A 16,798-nucleotide genomic window follows, 5' to 3' on the forward strand; every position below is an offset into this window, starting at 1 on the left:
GTCCGTTCCCGTGTTTCAACCCGTACCCAAGGAGGCGTCATGACTTCGTCCATCCTGCGCAGCTCCCGCCTGAGTCTGCTGGTGTGCTGTGCCCTCGCCGGCACGGCCGCCGTTGCACCGGGCGTGCAGGCCCAGCCAGCGCCCGCGGCGGCGTCCCTGCCGGACTTCACCGGCATCGTGCAGAAGAACGCGCCCGCCGTGGTGCAGGTGGAGGCGAAGTACGACGGCGGCGGCAAACCGCGCCTGCGTGGCCAGGCGGGTCAGGGCGGCATGCCGGACGATCCGCAGGCCGAGCTGTTCCGCCGTTTCTTCGGCATGCCGATGATGCCGTCCCCGGCGGAGCGGGCGCATACCTCGCTGGGCTCGGGCTTCATCATCTCCGCCGACGGCTACATCCTTACCAACAACCATGTGGTCGATCACGCGGACAAGGTGATCGTGCGCCTGCAGGACCGGCGCATCCTCGATGCCAAGGTGGTGGGCACCGATCCCACCTACGACATCGCCCTGCTCAAGGTCAGCGCGGGCGGCAGCCTGCCCGCAGTGAGCATCGGCGATTCCCGCAGCCTTAAGCCCGGCCAGTGGGTGCTGGCGATCGGCTCGCCGTTCGGCTTCGACTACACCGTGACCCAGGGCATCGTCAGCGCGGTGGGCCGCAACCTGGGGCCGGGCGACCAGCAGGACACCTCGTTCATCCAGACCGACGTGCCGATCAACCGCGGCAATTCCGGTGGCCCGCTGTTCAACCTGCAAGGCCAGGTGGTGGGCGTCAACTCGCAGATCTACTCCAGCACGGGCGGCTACCAGGGCGTGTCGTTCTCGATTCCCATCGACGTGGCGATGAACGCGGTGGAGCAGCTCAAGACCAAGGGCTACGTGACGCGCGGCCAGCTCGGCGTGTATGTGCAGCTGGTCACTGACGACATGGAGAAGGCCTATCACTTGCCGGATGCTTCCGGTGCGGCCGTGACGGATGTGTCGCCCGGCAGCGGCGCCGAGAAGGCCGGCATCCAGGCCGGCGACATCATCCTCGGCTACGACGGCCATGCGATAAGCAGCCCTGCGGACCTGCCGCCGCTGGTGGCCATGACCAAGCCGGGCACGCGGGTGCCGCTGGAGATCCTGCGCCACGGCAAGAAGCAGACCGTGCAGGTCACCGTCGGCACGATGCCGCGTGACCAGGACGCGGTGGACCATGGCGGCATGGCACCCGGCGCGAACAGCGGGAGCGCCGCGCTGGGGCTCACCGTGCAGCCACTGGACAACGCCACCCGCAAGCAGATGAACCTGAAACCGGGGCAGGGCGTGCTGGTCGGCGACGTCACCGGCGACGTGGCGGCCCAGGCCGGGCTGCAGCCGGGCGACGTGATCCTGATGGTCAACCAGCAGCCGGTGGGCAGCGTGGAGGCGTTCCGGGCCGCGACCAGGGGCGTGAAGGCCGGCTCCACCGTGCTGCTGCTGGTGCGCCGCGACGGGCAGAACCGCTTCTTCGGCCTGACCGTACCCGACGACAAGTGAGGGCGGCTGGCGCAGGGCGGTGCGATTTGCCGCCCTGCGCCGTGCGGGTGCGGCGTGCCGCCGGAGGGAGGCACGGTGACAGCCTCGGGTTCCATGCGACAATACGGGGTTCGCGTCGCCGCTTCGGCGGCATACCCAAGGCAAGGCTGGCTCCCCGCGCTCCATGGAACTGATCCGCAACTTCTCCATCATCGCCCACATCGACCACGGCAAGTCCACGCTGGCGGATCGCATCATCCAGATCTGCGGCGGCCTGGCCGAACGCGAGATGGAAGCGCAGGTACTGGACAACAACCCGATCGAACGCGAGCGTGGCATCACGATCAAGGCGCAGTCGGTGTCGCTGCCGTACAAGGCGCGCGACGGCAAGACCTACCAGCTCAACTTCATCGACACCCCCGGCCACGTGGATTTCAGCTACGAGGTGAGCCGCTCGCTGGCCGCCTGCGAGGGCGCGCTGCTGGTGGTGGACGCCGCGCAGGGCGTGGAGGCGCAGTCCGTCGCCAACTGCTACACCGCGGTGGAGATGGGCCTGGAAGTGGTGCCGGTGCTGAACAAGATCGACCTGCCCACCGCCGACATCGACAAGGTGAAGGGCGAGATCGAGGCGGTGATCGGCATCCATGCCGACGATGCCGTCGCGATCAGCGCCAAGACCGGCCTCAACGTCACCGAGGTGCTGGAAGCCATCGTGGCGCGCATCCCGCCGCCGAAGCCGCGCGACACCGACAGGCTGCAGGCGCTGATCATCGACTCGTGGTTCGACAACTACCTCGGCGTGGTCTCGCTGGTGCGCGTGATGCAGGGCGAGATCAAGCCCGGCGACAAGCTGCTGGTGATGTCCACCGGCCGCGTGCACGAGGTGGACGACGTGGGCGTGTTCACGCCCAAGCGCAAGAAGCTGGACAAGCTCTCGGCGGGCGAGGTGGGCTGGATCAACGCCTCGATCAAGGACGTGCACGGCGCGCCGGTGGGTGACACGCTCACGCATGCTGGTAAACCTGCTTCAGAACCGCTGCCCGGCTTCCAGACCATGCAGCCGCGCGTGTTCGCCGGCCTGTTTCCGGTGTCCGCCGACGACTTCCCGGCGATGCGCGAGGCGCTGGACAAGCTGCGCCTCAACGATGCCGCGCTGTTCTTCGAACCGGAAAGCTCCGAGGCGATGGGCTTCGGCTTCCGCTGCGGCTTCCTCGGCATGCTGCACATGGAGATCGTGCAGGAACGCCTGGAGCGCGAGTACGACCTCAACCTGATCACCACCGCGCCCACCGTGGTGTACGAGGTGCTGAAGACCGACGGCACGGTGCTGGCGCTGGACAACCCGGCCAAGCTGCCGCCGGTGCCGCAGATCGACGAGATCCGCGAGCCGATCATCGTGGCCAGCATCCTCACCCCGCCGGACTACATCGGCAACATCATCACGCTGTGCGAGGAGAAGCGCGGCGTGCAGCGCTCGATCCAGTACCTCGCCACCCAGGTGCAGATCACCTACGAGCTGCCGCTGGCCGAGGTGGTGCTGGATTTCTTCGACCGCCTGAAGTCGGTGTCGCGCGGCTACGCCTCGATGGACTACCACTTCGAGCGCTTCGAGGCCGGCCCGTTCGTGCGCACCGACGTGCTGATCAATGGCGACCGCGTCGACGCGCTTTCGCTGATCGTGCACCGCACGCATGCGGACCGCCGCGGCCGCGAGCTGGTGGAGCGCATGAAGGACCTGATCCCGCGCCAGCAGTTCGACGTGGCGATCCAGGCGGCGATCGGCGCGCAGATCATCGCGCGCTCCACGGTGAAGGCGCTGCGCAAGAACGTGCTGGCCAAGTGCTACGGCGGCGACGTCAGCCGCAAGAAGAAGCTCCTGGAAAAGCAGAAGGAAGGCAAGAAGCGCATGAAGCAGGTCGGTCGGGTGGAGATTCCGCAGGAAGCCTTCCTCGCCGTGTTGCGGACGGATAAATAATGGAGCGGGGAACAGGGAACAGGGAACGGGGAACATGCAGCGCGCGGCAGCTTGCCCGGCTCTTGTTTCCCGTTCCCCGTTCCCCGTTCCCCGTCCTTCGATAGGAGCAAGGCATGGAATTCGACTTTTCCGCCATTCTGCTGGCCCTCACCGTGCTGTTTGGCGTGGTGTGGGGGCTGGATCGGCTGTTTCTCTACAGGAAGCGCAAGGCACGGCTCGACGCCGAGGGCAGCGAGTACCGTGACCCGGCGCCAGTGGATTGGGCGCGCTCGCTGTTCCCGGTGGTGCTGGTGGTGCTGGTGCTGCGCTCCTTCGTGGCCGAGCCCTTCCGCATCCCCTCCGGCTCGATGATGCCGACGCTGGACGTGGGCGATTTCATCCTGGTCAACAAGTTCGCCTACGGCCTGCGCCTGCCGGCGTTCAACACCAAGTTCCTCGACCTCGGCGAACCGAAGCGCGGCGACGTGGTGGTGTTCCGCTGGCCCGGCTATCTGTGCCGCGACGCCAGCGACAAGCTGGTGCGCAGCGGCGACGGCAGCTGTGCCGATCCGCATGCGCCGGTGCCCAGCCAGAACTGGATCAAGCGCGTGATCGGCCTGCCCGGCGACACGGTGGAGATCCAGGGCGCCAACCTGCTGATCAACGGCAAGCCGGTGCAGGCCGACGAGATCGGCCCCTACGTGGGCAACCCGCAGCGCGACGAGGAGCGCTTGATGCTGGACATGGGCGCCACGGTGTGGACGGAACACCTGGTACGCAAGGACGGCAAGGTGGTGAACCACATGATCGCGCGCATGCCGGCCTATACCACGCCCAATTCGATCCCGAACGCGGTGGTGCCGTCGAAGGTGCCGGCGGGCTGCTACCTGGTGATGGGCGACAACCGCAACAACAGCACCGACAGCCGCTGGTGGGGCTGCCTGCCGGAGCAGGCCCTGGCGGGCAAGGCCTTCATGATCTGGATGAGCTGGAAGGGCTGGGGCACCGGCGGCGTGGATTTCCATCGCATCGGCCAGATCATCCATTGATGTGACGCGGCCGCGGATGCAGTCCGCGCGGCCGCTGGCATAATCGGCGCCGGCGGCCACATGGGCATGCGGCTGCCACACACAACACAGCCGGCCGCGCCGGTCGCATAGCGAGGGGACTATGAAAACGAGACAGTCGGGCGTGACCCTGGTCGGGTTCCTGGTGATCCTGCTGGTGGTGGGCTTCTTCGGCTACATGGCGATGAAGCTGGTGCCGTCCTATACCGAATACGGTGGTGTGGTGAAGGCGGTGAATCAGGAAGCTTCGAGCGGAACATCCGGCAAGTCACTGGACGAGATCCGTCGCGATCTGATGTTCAAGTTTGACAATCAATACGTCGGCGACAACACCATCAAGCCGACCGACATCACGATCAGCCGCGACAACGGCGGTAGCAGTACGCTGCATGTCGTCTACGACAAGGACATCCCGTTCATTTACAACATCGATTTCCTGCTGCACTTCGAGAAGAGTGTGAAGATGCAGGGCAACGTGAACGAGTGAGCCATCCCGCTTGACCCTGAACTACCGTTTCCGCGATCCCGAGCTTGCCGCGCTGGCGCTGACCCACCGCAGCGTCGGCAAGCCGAACAATGAGCGCCTGGAGTTTCTCGGCGACGCCCTGCTGGGCGCCTTCGTTGCCGAGATGCTGTACGAGGCGCATCCGAAAGCCAGCGAAGGCGAGCTGTCGCGGCTGCGCGCACAGCTGGTCAACGGCCAGGCGCTGGCGGCGATCGCGCGCGAGCTGGAACTGGGGGATGCCCTGAAGCTCGGCCCCGGCGAGCTGAAGAGCGGCGGTTTCCGCCGCGATTCCATCCTGGCCGACGCGTTCGAAGCCTCGCTGGCGGCAGTGTTCCTCGATGGCGGCCTCGACACCTGCCGGCAAGTGGTGCGCGAGCTGTTCGAGGGGCGCATCGCGGCGCTGCGGCGCTCCTCCAAGGACGCCAAGACGCGCCTGCAGGAGTGGCTGCAGGCCCATGGCCACGCCTTGCCGCAGTACGAGCTGATCGACAGCCACGGCGAGGATCACGCCAAGACCTTCGACGTGCGCTGCAACGTGGCCGAGCCCGAGGCGTTCAGCGCCGAGGCCAGCGGTTCCAGCCGGCGCCACGCCGAGCAGGAGGCCGCCGAGGCCGTGCTGACCCACCTGATCGAGCAGTCGCGCGCCGCCTGAGCGCGGCCGCACTTGCACCGGCAGCCTGCGGGCACGAGCCGGCGCACTACAATGCCGTCCACCTGTCCGAGTATCTTTCCCCCCATGAATCACCCCATCGAACCCGGCGCCGACGGCGCGCTGCCGCACGCCGACTACCGTTGCGGCCTGGTCGCGCTGGCCGGCCGCCCGAATGTGGGCAAGTCGACCCTGCTCAACGCGCTGATCGGCTTCCGCCTCTCCATCGTCAGCCCGCGCCCGCAGACCACCCGCCACCGCATCCTCGGCATCGCCAGCAGCGAGGCGGGGCAGATCCTCTACGTCGACACGCCCGGCCTGCACCGCGGCGCCAAGCGGGCGATGAACCGCAGCCTCAACCGCGCGGCCCGCGCGGCGATCAGCGACGTCGACCTGGTGGTGCAGGTGATCGAGGCCGACCGCTGGACCGACGAGGACGAGGCGTTGTATGCCGCGCTCACCGAGCAGAAGGCCCCGCGGCTGCTGGTCATCAACAAGGTGGACCTGAGCAAGGACAAGACCGCGCTGCTGCCGTTCGTCGCCACCCTGAGCGAGCAGCACGCCTGGGACGAGATCCACTACGTCAGCGCGCTGAAGAAGAAGGGCCTGGCCGAGCTGGAGCGCGCGATCCTCGCGCGCCTGCCGGTGCGGGCGCCGGTCTACGGCGAGGACGAGATCACCGATCGCAGCGAACGCTTCCTCGCCGCCGAGATGGTGCGCGAGCAGCTGATGCTGCGGCTGGACCAGGAGCTGCCCTACGCCACCACGGTGGAGATCGAGCAGTTCAGCGACCGCCCCGACGGCATCGCCGAGATCCACGCGGTGATCTGGGTCGAGCGCGCCGGCCAGAAGGCCATCGTGATCGGCCAGGGCGGCGCCCAGCTCAAGGCCATCGGCAGCGCCGCCCGCCGCCACATGGAACGCCTGTTCGAGCGCAAGGTCTTCCTCAAGCTGTGGGTGAAGGTGCGCGAGGGCTGGGTGGACGACGAGGCGATGCTGAAGAAGTTCGGCTATACCGACTGACGCCTGCCGGGCCGCGATGCGCCTCGACCAGCAACCCGCCTACGTGCTGCACGCGCGGCCTTACCGCGAGACTTCGCTGCTGCTCGAATGCCTGACGCGTGACCATGGCCGCCTGGGCGTGGTGGCGCGCGGGGTGCGCGGCGAGCGGGCGCGCCTGCGGCGGGCGCAACTGGAACCGTTCCAGCCGCTGGCGCTGGACCTGCTGCTGCGTGGCGAGCTGGCCACCCTGACCGGGGCCGAGACGGTGGGCATGCCGCTGCGGCTGGCTGGCGACCATGGCCTGGCCGGGCTCTACCTCAACGAACTGGTGGTGCGGCTCACCGCGCGACAGGACGCGCATCCGGCGCTGTTCGACGCCTATGCGGACACCCTGGCGCGGCTGGCCACGAACGAACCGGCGGGATGGACGCTGCGCCGCTTCGAGCGCGACCTGTTGCAGGCGATCGGCTACGGCTTGCAGCTGCGGCACGAAGCCGGCGGCGAGGAGGCCCTGCACGCGCAGGCGCATTACCGCTACGACGTCGAGCAGGGCGCCGTGCGCTGCGCCGCCGATGCGGCCCGTGCCGTGCGCGGCGCCGACCTGCTGGCGCTGGCCGAGGACCGCATGCCGGACCGCACGGGTGCGGCGGCCCTGCGCCAGCTGATGCGCGAAGTGATCCGTTATCACCTGGGCGGTGGCGAACTGCGGGCGTGGCAGGTGCTGGCAGGCGTGCAGCCGCGCCGTTGAGGCGGCTCTCAGGTATCCAGGGCCTGCAGCGTGGCCTGCACGGCCCCGCGGAACTGCGCGATGGCGGGGAGGGCCTCGTGGGGGGCTTCGCGCAGCCGCTGCTGCAGGCGTGCCACCTCCGCTGCCAGCGCAGCGGTACCGCAGAAACCGCAGGACGAGCGCAGCCGGTGCAACCGGTCGTCCAGCGCCGCCTGGTCGCGGTCCGGCATACCCAGTTCCTGGTACAGCAAGGCCAGCTCGCCACGCAGCAGCTGGCGCAGCGCCTGCATGGTGGCGGCATCGCCGCTGGCGCGCAGGGCCGCGGCGTCGTCCAGCACGGGCATGCCGCCGGGCAGCAAGGCCAGCAGGCGCTGCAGTTCGGCGACGCCGCAAGGCTTGCGCAGCACATCGCTGAAACCGCAGCCAAGCAGTTCGCGCTCCCGGGCACCGTCCAGTTCGGCGGAGCTGGCGATGGCGAGGCTCCGGGCCGACCGGGCCGCTGGGTCGGTGCGCAGGGCCGCCAGCACTTCGCGTGCGCCGGCGCCGGGCATGCGGCAATCCAGCAACAGCAGGTCGAAGGCCTCGCCACGGGCCAACTGCAGCGCCTGCATGCCGTCGGCGCAGTCCTGCACGTGGGCGCCCAGTGCGCGCAGCCCGTCGCACAGGAAGTGGCGGCTGGCCGGGTCGTCGTCGGCCACCAGTACGCGTGGCGGCGGGAAAGCGGCAGGGCTTGCTGGCATGACCGAATCCTTGGTTCAGCTGATTTTGGCAGAATGGCCGGACATGCGCCCGACATCAAGCCACCTGCTGCTGTGCCTGTTCCTGCTGCTTGGCCTCGGCCTGGCGCAGCCGGCGCGGGCGGACATCACGGTCGCCGCGAAGCAGCTCAGCCTGCCGGGCCTGCGCCTGCAGAATCTCAGCGTGCAGCTTGATGAGGATCCGGGCGGCGGGCTGCATCTGCAGTTGCAGGCGAGCCAGGCGGATGTCGCCGCGATGGGCTGGCGGCGCGTGGGTCTGCATCTCGACGGCCGGCTGTGGCGCGATGCGCAGTTGCGCTGGGTGTTCGACGGCCGCGTGCAGTTGCATGGTGCTCCGGGCAGTGCGTTGAGCAATGCGCAGCTGACCTGGGTGGTGAATCCCGACTCCGACACCATGCAGGTCGAACTGCGCCAGGACAAGGCGCAGGCCAACGCATGGCTGCCGCTGGACCAGCCCAGCCATGCGCAGATCAGCCTGCGCCAGCTGCCGGCCGCCTGGCTGCAGGGCCTGCTCGGCACGGTGTGGTCGGGCCGGCTCACCGGTGGCCGGCTGGATGCCGATCTCGCGCTGGATGCGGACGATGCGGGTGTGCAGTCATCCGGCCAGTTCACCCTGGCCGACGTGGGTTTCGACACCCCGAGCGGCACGCTGGCGGGGCAGGGGGTCGACGGCAAGGGGCGCTTCGGCTTCGACAGCGACGACAACGGCGCCCAGATCAGCCTGCAGGGCAGCCTGGGTGGTGGCCAGCTGCTGCTGGGGCCGCTGTACGCGAAGCTGCCCGCGCATCCGGTGCAACTGGACGTGAGTGCCCATGCGGGGCACGGCGCGATCGAACTGCAGCGGCTGCACGTCAACGATGCCGACGCGCTGCAACTGGACGGCGCACTGGCGTTCGACACCAAGGGCGACTTGCAGGCGCTGCGGCTGGATCACTTCCACGCGAACTTCCCGGCGGCCTACCAGCGTTACGGTCAGGCCTGGTTGGCCACGCTGGGCGTGCACGACCTGCGTTCCGCCGGACACCTGAGCGGCAGCCTGGACCTGCGCAGCGATGGGCTGCGCGCCTTCGCGTTCGACACCGAGGGGCTGGAACTGGCCGATGGGGCCGGCCGCTTCGCAGTGAGCGGCCTGCATGGCGGCCTGGACTGGTCGGCGCAGGACGACCGGCCCGCCACCACGCTGGGCTGGCAAGGCCTGCAGTTCTACCGCATGCCCAGCGGTGCGGTGCAGTCGCACTGGCAGAGCCGTGACGGCACCCTGGCCCTGTCGCAGCCGCTCGTCGTGCCGGTGCTGAAGGGGCAGTTGCGACTGGCCAGCCTGGACTGGCGCCCGGCGGCGGCGAAAGGCCAGCGCCTCGCCACCAGCCTCACCGTCACCGGCGTCGACATGGCCAGCCTCAGCCATGCGCTGGGCTGGCCGTCCTTCCCCGGCACGCTGGGTGGCGCGATCCCCTCCCTGCGCTGGGTCGGCGACCGCTTCGAGCTGGCAGGCGGCCTCTCGGTGAACGTGTTCGACGGCTTCGTGGACGTCACCCATCTTTCCCTGCAGCAACCGTTCGGCGACGCACCGGTGCTGGCCGGCGACATCAGCCTCAGCCAGCTCGACCTCGGCGCACTCACCAGCGTGTTCGACTTCGGCAGCATCACCGGGCGCCTGGATGGCTCCATCGACGAGTTGCGCCTGGTGAACTGGAGCCCGGTCGCGTTCAGGGCCTGGCTGCTGGCCGATGGCGGCGGCAGGATCAGCCAGCGCGCGGTGAACAACCTTACCGCGGTCGGTGGCGGCGGCATCGCCGGCGGCCTGCAGGGCGCGATGCTGAAACTGTTCAAGACCTTCGGCTACAAGCGCATCGGCCTCAACTGCACGCTGCACGGCGCGGTCTGCCAGATGGGCGGCCTGGAGAACGAGGATGGCGGTTACACTATCGTCGAAGGCAGTGGCCTGCCGCACCTGCAGGTGATCGGCCACCAGACCCGGGTCGACTGGCCCACCTTGGTACGCCGCTTGCGCGAAGCCATCAACGGCCATGCGCCGGTGATCCGCTGAGCCCGTTCCGCTCGCCCCATCGTCGTTCACAGGAGTGGCACATGCGCAAGTTCCCCCGTATCGCCCTGGTTGCGCTGGTCGTCGCGCTGGTCGGTTGCGTCACGATCAATGTCTACTTCCCGGAGGCGGCGGCGCAGAAGGCCGCCGACCAGTTCATCGGCACCGTGCTCGACGGCAGCGGCCAGAAGGCGCCGGCCGCAGCGGACAAGGGCGCGCCCGCACGGGACAACCCGCCGCCCGCGCAGCAACCCTCGGCGATGCTGCTGGACCTGCTGGTGCCGGCCGCCCGGGCCGCCGACGTGCCGAACCTGCGCGTGCAGACGCCGGCGGTGCAGGCGATCCACGACCGCATGCGCGCACGTTTCCAGAGTTCGCTGCAGGCCCTGCTGGACAGCGGCGCGGTGGGTTTCACCCGTGACGGCATGGTCGCCATGCGCGACGCCGCCAAGGTGCCGCTGAGCGCGCGCGCCCAGGCCAACGCCGTCGTGGCCGACGAGAACCGCGACCGCGCCGCGCTGTACCGCGAGATCGCCAATGCCAACAACCATCCCGAGTGGGAGGCGCAGATCCGCGCCACCTTCGCCCAGACCTGGATCGAACACGCGCGATCCGGCTGGTACTACCAGGGCGCTTCCGGCGCGTGGCAGCGCAAGTGAGTCGCGAATCCGCGGCAGGCGCCGCGTGCGGCGATCGGTGATAATGGCCGGTCTGCCCATACGGTGTTGAGCTTCTGCAGACCATGTCCCGATCCAATTCCCGCTCCCGTGCGCCTGCCGCGGAAATCGAAGCCGACATCACCGACCTGAGCCACGACGGCCGCGGCGTCGCCCGCATCGACGGCAAGGCGGTGTTCGTCGCCGGTGCGCTCGAAGGCGAGCGGGTGCGCCTGCGCATCCGCAAGCGCCATCGCCATTTCGACGAGGCCGAGGTGACCGAGGTGCTCAGCCGCTCGCCGCACCGGGTCGAGCCGAAGTGCCCGCACTTCGGCCAGTGCGGCGGCTGCTCGCTGCAGCACCTGGATGCGGCGGCGCAGATCGGCGCCAAGCAGCGCGTGCTGGCCGACAATTTCACCCGCATCGGCAAGGTGGAGCCGGCGCAGTGGCTGCCGCCGCTGGTCGACGAACCCTGGGGCTATCGCCGCAAGGGCCGCTTGTCGGTACGCGCGGTGGCGAAGAAAGGCCGCGTGCTGGTGGGTTTCCGCGAGGAGGCCAATCCGCGCTACGTGGCCGACATCCGGCATTGCGATGTGGTGCATCCGGCGCTCGGCGAAAAGATCGAACTGCTCGGCGACCTGGTTGGCGGGCTGGACGCCGCCGCCGCCATCCCGCAGATCGAGTTCGCCGCCGGCGACGACACCATGGCGCTGGTGTTCCGCCATCTGCAGCCACTCGGCGAGCATGACCACGAGGCGCTGGTCGCGTTCGGCCAGACGCACGGCTTCGCGATCTACCTGCAGCCCGGCGGCGTGGGCAGCGTGCATCCCCTGTGGCCGGAAGCGCCGCGGCTGGCGTTCAGGCTGTCGCCGGGCGGCGGCGCGGACGAGGTGGAACTGGAGTTCCAGCCGCTGGATTTCGTGCAGGTCAACGCCGGCATGAACCGCAGGATGATGGCCAGGACGATGGAACTGCTGGACCCGCAGCCCGGCGACCGCGTGCTCGACCTGTTCTGCGGGCTGGGCAATTTCACCCTGCCGATCGCGCGCCGCGTGGCCGAGGTGGCGGGCGTGGAGGGCGAGCACGGGCTGGTGGCGCGCGCCGGCGAGAACGCCGCGCGCAACGGCATCGCCAATGCGCGCTTCCACGTCGCGAACCTGTTCGAGGACCAGCGCGGCGCCGACTGGGCGCGACAGCCCTGGGACAAGCTGCTGCTCGATCCGCCGCGCGCCGGCGCCGACCAGGTGCTGGCCTACCTGCCGCACCGGGCCACGCGGCGCATCGTCTACGTCTCCTGCCATCCCGCCTCGCTGGCGCGAGATGCCGGCATCCTGGTCAACCAGCACGGTTTCAGGCTCGGCGCGGCGGGGGTGATGGACATGTTCCCGCACACGGCGCACGTCGAATCCATCGCGGTGTTCGAGAGGTAATCGTGGGCATCGAGATAGAGCGCAAATTCCTCCTTGCCAGTGATGCGTGGCGTACGCAGGTCGAACGCAGCGAACGCATCGCGCAAGGCTATCTGGTCGATGCGGCGGCGCTGGCGGCCGGGCACGCGCGCGCCTCGGTGCGCGTGCGCCGGTCCGGCGACGAGGCGTGGCTCAACATCAAGGCCGCGCGGCTGGGCGTGGAGCGCGCCGAGTACGACTACCCGATTCCGCCGGACGATGCAGATGTGCTGCTGGCCACGCTGTGCGACGGCGTGCTCGGCAAGTGGCGCCATCACGTCACGGTCGACGGCACGCTGTTCGAGATCGACGAGTTTCTTGGCGACAATGCCGGCCTCGTGGTGGCCGAGGTGGAACTGCCGCACGCGGACGCGCCGTTCCCGCGGCCGCCGTGGCTGGGCCGCGAGGTGAGCGCGCTGGCGCGCTACTACAACGTCAACCTGATCGCGCATCCGCATGCCCGCTGGACGCAGGCGGAGCGCGACGCCAACGATGGGGCGAACGCCTGATGCTGCTGATTGGTCTGGCCGGACTGCAAATCGCCGAGCACGAACGCGCGTGGCTCGCCGCGCCCGGCGTGGCGGGCGTGATCCTGTTCGCGCGCAACTACGCCGACCGTGCGCAGCTGATGGCGTTGTGCGAGTCCATCCGCGAGATCGGCGGCGAGGAGCTGCTGATCGCGGTGGACCAGGAAGGCGGCCCGGTGCAGCGTTTCCGCGAAGGCTTCACCCGCTTGCCGGCGCTGGCGCGGATCGGCGCGGTGCACGAGCGCGATCCCGCCGAGGCGGTGCGTCTCGCCGAGGAGCACGCCTGGGTGATGGCCAGCGAACTGCGCGCCTGCGGCGTGGACTTCAGTTTCGCGCCGGTGGCGGATCTCGCGCGCGGCAGCGCGGCGATCGGGGTGCGCGCTTTCCACGCCGATCCCGCCGTGGCCGCGGAACTCGCCGCGGCCTATGTGCGCGGCATGCACCTGGCCGGCATGGCCGCGGTGCTCAAGCACTTCCCCGGCCACGGTTCGGTGGCGGTCGACACCCACAAGGCGCAGGCCATCGATCCGCGTTCGCTGGAGGAGATCAGCCGCGACGACCTGCGCCCGTTCGCCGAGTGCATCGCGGCACGGGTGGAGGCGGTGATGCTGGCGCATGTGGTCTATCCCGCCGTCGACGCGCAACCGGCCGGCTACTCGCGCGCCTGGATCGGCGAGATCCTGCGCGGCGAGCTGGGTTTCGCCGGTGCGGCGATCAGCGACGACATCAGCATGGCCGCCGCGGGCATCGCCGGCGGCGTGGCCGAGCGCGTGCATGGACACCTGGACGCCGGCTGCGACCTGGTGCTGGCCTGCTTCCCCGAGGTGGTGGACCAGGCCATCGCCGCCGTCGCCGCCCGCGCGCCGGCGCACCCCGAACGGCTGCTCCCGCTGCGCGGCGCGATCGGCGCCAGCTGGGACAGCCTGACCGACAACCCCCAGCGCGACCGCTTCGTCGCGCGCATCACGGCGCTGGACGCCGCACAGGGCACCGCATGAACGAGACGCCTCTCTCCCTCCGCGACGCGCTGGCGCACGCCGACCTGCTGTTCGAACGCGCCGAACTCGAAACCGTGATCGCCGACCTCGGCCGGCGGATCGATGCCGCGCTGGACGGCGAGCGCGCGGTGTTCCTCACCGTGATGAACGGCGCGCTGATGTTCGCCGGCCAGCTGGCGCTCTCGATCCGCACCGACCTCGAGTTCGACTACGTGCACGCCACCCGCTACCGCGGCGCCACCCGCGGCAGCGAGCTGCACTGGCTGCGCGAACCCGCGGCGGATCTCGCGGGCCGCACCGTGCTGCTGGTGGACGACATCCTCGACGAGGGCCACACGCTGAAGGCCGTGCGCGACGACTGCCTGCGCCGTGGCGCGAAACGCGTGCTGATCGCCAGCCTGTGCAGCAAGCAGCACGACCGCCTGGCCGAGGGGATCGCCGCCGACTTCAACGGCGTCGTGCTGCCCGACCGCTACGTGTTCGGCTACGGCATGGACTACCACGAGCAGGGCCGCAACCTGCCGGCCATCTACTCACTGAAGGAAACGGGCGCATGAGCACGTCCATGCGCACCATCGACCTGGCCGTGATCGGCGGCAGCGGCCTGTACAAGTTCCCTGGACTGGAAAACACCAGTCGACATGCGGTGGAGACGCCATTCGGCGCCGCCGCGGGCGAGGTGGTGCTGGGCGATTTCGCCGGCCGGCGCGTGGCCTTCCTCGCCCGCCACGGCGAGAGCCACAGCCTGCCGCCGCACCGGGTGAACTACCGCGCCAACCTGTGGGCGCTGCACAGCCTGGGCGCGCGCACGGTGGTCGGCGTCAACGCGGTGGGGGGCATCCGCGCCGACATGGGCCCGCGCGCCATCGTGGTGCCCGACCAGCTGATCGACTACACCCACGGCCGCTACACCAGCTTCTGCGACACGGATGGCGCCGAGGTGAAGCACATCGATTTCAGCGAGCCGTACACCGCGTTGCTGCGCCACCGCCTGCTGCTGGCCGCGTGCAAGGCCGGTATCGCCGTGATCGACGGCGGCTGCTACGGCGCCACCCAGGGACCGCGGCTGGAGACCCGCGCCGAGATCGCGCGCCTGAAGCGCGACGGCTGCGACCTGGTCGGCATGACCGGCATGCCGGAGGCGGCGCTGGCGCGCGAACTGGGGCTGGACTACGCCTGCCTTGCCCTGGTGGCGAACTACGCCGCCGGCTGCGGCGACGAGGACGAGATCAGCATCGAGGAGATCTTCGCCCACCTCGCCGCGGCCACTGCCGAGGTGCCGCGCCTGCTGGAGGCGATGCTGCGCGCGTGATCGCGCGTTATTGCATTACCGCATGACGCATTCCCATATGCCGGAATGGGGTATCGGGCAGGAAATCGGCAGGCACGTATTGCGCTTTGCCTTGAAACATGTTGATACTTTCCGGGCACCAAGACGGTGAGCCAGGGGGATGGTTCGAGCTCGGTCGGGTGCGCCCTGTCCATGCTTACAGAGGTTCCAGCAATGCGTTTCGGTACGGTCAAGTGGTTCAACGATGCCAAGGGCTTCGGCTTCATCGCGCCCGAGGACGGTGGGGAGGACGTGTTCGTCCACTTCTCGGCCATCAACTCCAAGGGCTTCCGCAGCCTGCAGGAAGGCCAGCGCGTGAAGTTCGAAGTCACCACGGGCCCGAAGGGTGCCCAGGCTTCGGGCGTCGAAATCGCGGGTTGAGTTCCATCGGCCGGCCTCGTGCCGGCCATGCAGTGAAACCGAGCCCCGCGCCCAGGCGCGGGGCTTTTGCTTTGAGCAGCGCAGCCACGGATGGCTGCCCGTTCGATCTTCGCAATCAGGGACGATCGCAAATTTGAGAAGTGCGGTCATGGATGGCCGCACGCGTGATTCGCGCGATCAGGGATGAACGCAAAAACAAAAGAGCAGCCATGACCGATCGCCGCCAATTCCTCAAGGCCTCGCCGCCGGGAGCCTCGGCCCTGGCAACGGGCAAGTGCCTCGACGCGGCCGGCACCGCCCGCCAGGCGGCCTCCGTGCGCGTGGCTTCCACCCGGGACTTCGGCAGCGCCGCCAACGAGGCGGCATGGGCGACCCTGGGCCAGGGCGGCTACCCCGATCGCGACGCGAAGGACCAGCGTGCGCTGATTCCCGCAAAGAGCGTCTTCCACGCATGAGCGGGCGACTGCTCGAAGTAGCCGCCAATTCGCTGGCCTCCGCGCTCGCCGCGCAGGCTGGCGGGGCGGGGCGGGTGGAACTCTGCGCCGCGCTGGAACTGGGCGGCCTCACGCCCTCGCACGCCACCATCGCGATGGCGCGCGAGCGGCTGCGCATTCCGCTCTACGTGCTGATCCGCCCGCGCGCCGGCGACTTCCTCTACGGCGACGACGAATGCGAGGCGATGCGCCGCGACATCGAGACCTGCGTGGCGCTGGGCTGCGACGGCGTGGTGCTGGGCGCGCTGGACGCCGGCGGCGAGGTGGACCTGGAGCGCTGCCACGGCCTGGTCGCCGCGGCAGGGCGCATCGGCGTCACCTTCCATCGGGCCTTCGATCTCGTGCGCGACCCGCGCCGCGCGCTGGACGACGTCATCGCGCTGGGCTGCGAGCGCGTGCTCACCTCGGGCGGGCAGGCCAGCGCGCTGGAAGGCGCTGCCCTGATCCGCGCACTGATCGTGCAGGCAGCCGGGCGCATTGCCATCATGCCCGGCGCCGGCGTGACGGCCGCCAATCTCGCCGCACTCGCCGCCGCCACCGGTGCCCGCGAATTCCATGCGTCCGCCAAGCGGCAACTCGCCTCCGGCATGCGCCACCGGCCACAGCTGCTCGCCGACATGCAAGGCGGCGAACTGCGCAGCGACGAGGCGCAGGTGCGCGCGCTGGTGCGGGCCTTGCAGGGCGTTGGCTGACGCTTGTCGCCCTCCCTCCATCGGGAGAGCGCCGGGTGAAGGGCCCGCCTCGCGACACCCTTGCGTCGA

Annotated in this window: 18 protein-coding genes; 17 read left to right on the top strand and 1 reads right to left on the bottom strand. The window is 69.4% G+C overall.

Annotated elements, in window-relative coordinates; genetic code table 11:
* Window positions 1-39 precede the first annotated feature (39 nt).
* The 7 genes from ABQJ56_RS03185 (at window position 40) to recO (ending at window position 7,422) form a co-directional block, all read left to right on the top strand.
* Window positions 40-1,518, top strand: coding sequence for a DegQ family serine endoprotease (locus ABQJ56_RS03185; RefSeq protein WP_367843536.1), 1,479 nt, complete (start codon window positions 40-42; stop codon window positions 1,516-1,518).
* A gap of 163 nt (window positions 1,519-1,681) precedes the next feature.
* Window positions 1,682-3,472 carry a translation elongation factor 4 gene (gene lepA, locus ABQJ56_RS03190; RefSeq protein WP_367843537.1) on the top strand — a complete coding sequence of 597 codons (1,791 nt, stop codon included), beginning with the start codon at window positions 1,682-1,684 and terminating at the stop codon, window positions 3,470-3,472.
* A gap of 113 nt (window positions 3,473-3,585) precedes the next feature.
* The gene (lepB, locus tag ABQJ56_RS03195) at window positions 3,586-4,500 is read left to right on the top strand and encodes a signal peptidase I (protein WP_367843538.1); all 915 of its coding nucleotides are present in this window, start codon (window positions 3,586-3,588) and stop codon (window positions 4,498-4,500) included.
* Between the two features lie 142 nt (window positions 4,501-4,642).
* Window positions 4,643-5,005, top strand: a complete 363-nt coding sequence (locus tag ABQJ56_RS03200) for a DUF4845 domain-containing protein (RefSeq protein ID WP_367843539.1) — start codon at window positions 4,643-4,645, stop codon at window positions 5,003-5,005.
* Between the two features lie 10 nt (window positions 5,006-5,015).
* Window positions 5,016-5,675, top strand: coding sequence for a ribonuclease III (gene rnc, locus ABQJ56_RS03205; RefSeq protein WP_367843540.1), 660 nt, complete (start codon window positions 5,016-5,018; stop codon window positions 5,673-5,675).
* 84 nt (window positions 5,676-5,759) lie between these two features.
* Complete coding sequence (gene era / locus ABQJ56_RS03210) at window positions 5,760-6,695, top strand: GTPase Era (protein WP_367843541.1); 936 nt, start codon at window positions 5,760-5,762, stop codon at window positions 6,693-6,695.
* A gap of 16 nt (window positions 6,696-6,711) precedes the next feature.
* On the top strand, window positions 6,712-7,422 hold the full coding sequence (gene recO / locus ABQJ56_RS03215) for a DNA repair protein RecO (RefSeq protein ID WP_367843542.1): 711 nt from the start codon (window positions 6,712-6,714) through the stop codon (window positions 7,420-7,422).
* Between the two features lie 8 nt (window positions 7,423-7,430).
* On the opposite strand, the gene ABQJ56_RS03220 is transcribed toward recO, so the two are convergent.
* On the bottom strand, window positions 7,431-8,141 hold the full coding sequence (locus ABQJ56_RS03220; protein ID WP_367843543.1) for a response regulator: 711 nt from the start codon (window positions 8,139-8,141) through the stop codon (window positions 7,431-7,433).
* A 43-nt stretch (window positions 8,142-8,184) separates the two neighbouring features.
* Between ABQJ56_RS03220 and ABQJ56_RS03225 the strand changes: the two genes are divergently transcribed.
* The 10 genes from ABQJ56_RS03225 to ABQJ56_RS03270 all read left to right on the top strand — a co-directional run bounded on the left by ABQJ56_RS03225 (window position 8,185) and on the right by ABQJ56_RS03270 (window position 16,729).
* Entirely contained in the window at window positions 8,185-10,206 is a 2,022-nt protein-coding gene (locus tag ABQJ56_RS03225; RefSeq protein WP_367843544.1) for an AsmA family protein, read from the top strand.
* Window positions 10,207-10,247: 41 nt separating this feature from the next.
* Window positions 10,248-10,862, top strand: a complete 615-nt coding sequence (locus ABQJ56_RS03230) for a YdbL family probable chaperone protein (RefSeq protein ID WP_367843545.1) — start codon at window positions 10,248-10,250, stop codon at window positions 10,860-10,862.
* Window positions 10,863-10,945: 83 nt separating this feature from the next.
* The gene (gene rlmD, locus ABQJ56_RS03235) at window positions 10,946-12,289 is read left to right on the top strand and encodes a 23S rRNA (uracil(1939)-C(5))-methyltransferase RlmD (RefSeq protein ID WP_367843546.1); all 1,344 of its coding nucleotides are present in this window, start codon (window positions 10,946-10,948) and stop codon (window positions 12,287-12,289) included.
* Window positions 12,290-12,291: 2 nt separating this feature from the next.
* Window positions 12,292-12,816, top strand: coding sequence for a CYTH domain-containing protein (locus ABQJ56_RS03240; RefSeq protein WP_367843547.1), 525 nt, complete (start codon window positions 12,292-12,294; stop codon window positions 12,814-12,816).
* Window positions 12,816-13,832: a beta-N-acetylhexosaminidase gene (gene nagZ / locus ABQJ56_RS03245; RefSeq protein WP_367843548.1), complete on the top strand. Its 1,017-nt coding sequence runs from the start codon at window positions 12,816-12,818 to the stop codon at window positions 13,830-13,832. The genes ABQJ56_RS03240 and nagZ overlap by 1 nt, the downstream gene beginning before the upstream one ends.
* Window positions 13,829-14,389, top strand: a complete 561-nt coding sequence (locus tag ABQJ56_RS03250; RefSeq protein ID WP_367843549.1) for a hypoxanthine-guanine phosphoribosyltransferase — start codon at window positions 13,829-13,831, stop codon at window positions 14,387-14,389. The genes nagZ and ABQJ56_RS03250 overlap by 4 nt, the downstream gene beginning before the upstream one ends.
* Window positions 14,386-15,144, top strand: a complete 759-nt coding sequence (locus ABQJ56_RS03255; protein WP_367843550.1) for an S-methyl-5'-thioinosine phosphorylase — start codon at window positions 14,386-14,388, stop codon at window positions 15,142-15,144. The genes ABQJ56_RS03250 and ABQJ56_RS03255 overlap by 4 nt, the downstream gene beginning before the upstream one ends.
* A gap of 192 nt (window positions 15,145-15,336) precedes the next feature.
* Window positions 15,337-15,543: a cold-shock protein gene (locus ABQJ56_RS03260; RefSeq protein ID WP_026633225.1), complete on the top strand. Its 207-nt coding sequence runs from the start codon at window positions 15,337-15,339 to the stop codon at window positions 15,541-15,543.
* Window positions 15,544-15,752: 209 nt separating this feature from the next.
* Entirely contained in the window at window positions 15,753-15,998 is a 246-nt protein-coding gene (locus ABQJ56_RS03265) for a hypothetical protein (RefSeq protein ID WP_367843551.1), read from the top strand.
* Window positions 15,995-16,729, top strand: a complete 735-nt coding sequence (locus tag ABQJ56_RS03270; RefSeq protein ID WP_367843552.1) for a copper homeostasis protein CutC — start codon at window positions 15,995-15,997, stop codon at window positions 16,727-16,729. Before ABQJ56_RS03265 ends, ABQJ56_RS03270 begins: the two co-directional genes overlap by 4 nt.
* Window positions 16,730-16,798 lie beyond the last annotated feature (69 nt).

It is taken from the genome of Rhodanobacter geophilus, from assembly GCF_040812275.1.
Classification (GTDB): Bacteria; Pseudomonadota; Gammaproteobacteria; order Xanthomonadales; family Rhodanobacteraceae; genus Rhodanobacter_A; species Rhodanobacter_A geophilus.

What these genes read in the sequence shown, in the direction of transcription:
- ABQJ56_RS03220 (WP_367843543.1), bottom strand. Translation starts at nt 8,141, where the DNA reads ATGCCAGCAAGCCCTGCCGCTTTCCCGCCGCCACGCGTACTGGTGGCC.
- rlmD (WP_367843546.1), top strand. Translation starts at nt 10,946, where the DNA reads ATGTCCCGATCCAATTCCCGCTCCCGTGCGCCTGCCGCGGAAATCGAA.
- ABQJ56_RS03185 (WP_367843536.1), top strand. Translation starts at nt 40, where the DNA reads ATGACTTCGTCCATCCTGCGCAGCTCCCGCCTGAGTCTGCTGGTGTGC.
- nagZ (WP_367843548.1), top strand. Translation starts at nt 12,816, where the DNA reads ATGCTGCTGATTGGTCTGGCCGGACTGCAAATCGCCGAGCACGAACGC.
- recO (WP_367843542.1), top strand. Translation starts at nt 6,712, where the DNA reads ATGCGCCTCGACCAGCAACCCGCCTACGTGCTGCACGCGCGGCCTTAC.
- lepB (WP_367843538.1), top strand. Translation starts at nt 3,586, where the DNA reads ATGGAATTCGACTTTTCCGCCATTCTGCTGGCCCTCACCGTGCTGTTT.
- ABQJ56_RS03265 (WP_367843551.1), top strand. Translation starts at nt 15,753, where the DNA reads ATGACCGATCGCCGCCAATTCCTCAAGGCCTCGCCGCCGGGAGCCTCG.
- ABQJ56_RS03260 (WP_026633225.1), top strand. Translation starts at nt 15,337, where the DNA reads ATGCGTTTCGGTACGGTCAAGTGGTTCAACGATGCCAAGGGCTTCGGC.
- ABQJ56_RS03250 (WP_367843549.1), top strand. Translation starts at nt 13,829, where the DNA reads ATGAACGAGACGCCTCTCTCCCTCCGCGACGCGCTGGCGCACGCCGAC.
- ABQJ56_RS03255 (WP_367843550.1), top strand. Translation starts at nt 14,386, where the DNA reads ATGAGCACGTCCATGCGCACCATCGACCTGGCCGTGATCGGCGGCAGC.
- ABQJ56_RS03270 (WP_367843552.1), top strand. Translation starts at nt 15,995, where the DNA reads ATGAGCGGGCGACTGCTCGAAGTAGCCGCCAATTCGCTGGCCTCCGCG.
- ABQJ56_RS03225 (WP_367843544.1), top strand. Translation starts at nt 8,185, where the DNA reads ATGCGCCCGACATCAAGCCACCTGCTGCTGTGCCTGTTCCTGCTGCTT.
- lepA (WP_367843537.1), top strand. Translation starts at nt 1,682, where the DNA reads ATGGAACTGATCCGCAACTTCTCCATCATCGCCCACATCGACCACGGC.
- era (WP_367843541.1), top strand. Translation starts at nt 5,760, where the DNA reads ATGAATCACCCCATCGAACCCGGCGCCGACGGCGCGCTGCCGCACGCC.
- ABQJ56_RS03230 (WP_367843545.1), top strand. Translation starts at nt 10,248, where the DNA reads ATGCGCAAGTTCCCCCGTATCGCCCTGGTTGCGCTGGTCGTCGCGCTG.